The 1,382-nt window shown below is 74.0% G+C and carries 1 protein-coding gene; it reads right to left on the bottom strand.

Annotated features, from left to right (window positions below; translation table 11 throughout):
* On the bottom strand, positions 1 to 1,382 hold a 1,382-nt coding region (locus JK364_RS54280), incomplete at both ends, for a SpnB-like Rossmann fold domain-containing protein (protein ID WP_201858856.1).

Here is a 1,382-nt window from a genome sequence, read left to right as displayed (position 1 = left end):
CCATCGAACACCGACCCACCCGCGCCCACCGACCCACCCGGCACCCGCACAAGGCGCCCCACATACGCAGCACCATCCCGGACAACCACCTGCGGCTCACCACAAGCCACCACAAGCGGAACATCACCCAGCTCCGCATCCGCGACAATCACACCCGCACCCGGATGCTCCGACTGCGCCGAACGCACCAAACCCCACACCGCCGCACCACCCAGATCCATCACATCCGCACCACCCACCGACACCGCACCACACGTCAACACCACCAACCGCGAACCCACAAAACGATCACCTGCCAACCACGACTGCAACACCTCCAGCACACGACCCGTCAACATGCGCGCATCCTCGCCGCCGACCCTGAGCACCACCACGTCCGGCGCGGAGTCCTCGGCGAGCGCGTCCCATTCGACGACCGTCAGGTCCTCGGCCGACGAGGTGTCCGGTACGGGCTGCCAATACAGCCGGTACAGCGAGTCGTGGGGGGCCGGGCCCGCAGGGTCCGCTCGCCGGTCGAGGCGGGCGGGCGCGGCGGTGACCGAGCGCGCCGTCAGGACCGGCTGCCCGGCCGGGTCCGCGGCGAGCAGGGACACCCCGTCCGCTTCCCCGGCCCGGATGCGGACGCGGAGGGACGCGGCGCCGACGGCGTGCAGCGCCACGTCCGTCCAGGCGTACGGCAGGGCGGCCTCGTCGCCGAACACGCCCGCGAACGCGGCGGCGTGGAATGCGGCGTCGAGCAGGGCGGGATGCAGGCCGAGCCTGCCCACCTGGTCGCGCTCGTCCGATGGGAGCTCCACCTCTGCGTAGAGGTCGCCGCCGGACTGCCAGGCCGCCTTGAGTCCCTGGAACGCGGGGCCGTATCCGAGCCCCGCGTCGGCGAGGGCCGGGTAGGCGGCGCTGACGTCGAGGGGTTCGGCGCCCGGCGGCGGCCAGGCGGCCAGGTCGGCGTCGCCGGGCGGTCGTGCTCCGGTGGCGGCCAGGGCGCCGGACGCGTGCAGCGTCCATGGAGCCTCGTCGTCCGGGCGGGAGTAGACGGAGATCGGGCGGCGGCCGGTGCCGTCGGGCGCCGACACGGCCACCTGCACGCGCACGCCGCCTCGAGCGGGAAGCGGCAGCGGCGTCTCGACGGTGAGTTCGGCGAGGACACCGCAGCCGACCTGGTCTCCGGCGCGCAGCGCGAGTTCGACGAACGCGGCCCCGGGCAGGACGATCGTCTCGCCCACCCGGTGGTCGGCCAGCCACCGCTGCGTCGCCGGGGACAGCAGGCCGGTGAGGACGACGCCGTCCGAATCCGCGAGCGTCACCGCCGCGCCGAGGAGGGGGTGCTCGGCCGCCTCGAGCCCAGCGGCTGCGACGTCCCCGACGTCCGTGCGTGCTCCGAG

The sequence above is a fragment of the Streptomyces endocoffeicus genome, assembly GCF_016741935.1.
In the GTDB taxonomy this organism is placed as follows: Bacteria; Actinomycetota; Actinomycetes; order Streptomycetales; family Streptomycetaceae; genus Streptomyces; species Streptomyces endocoffeicus.
This window is presented reverse-complemented; position numbering and strand designations above follow the sequence as displayed.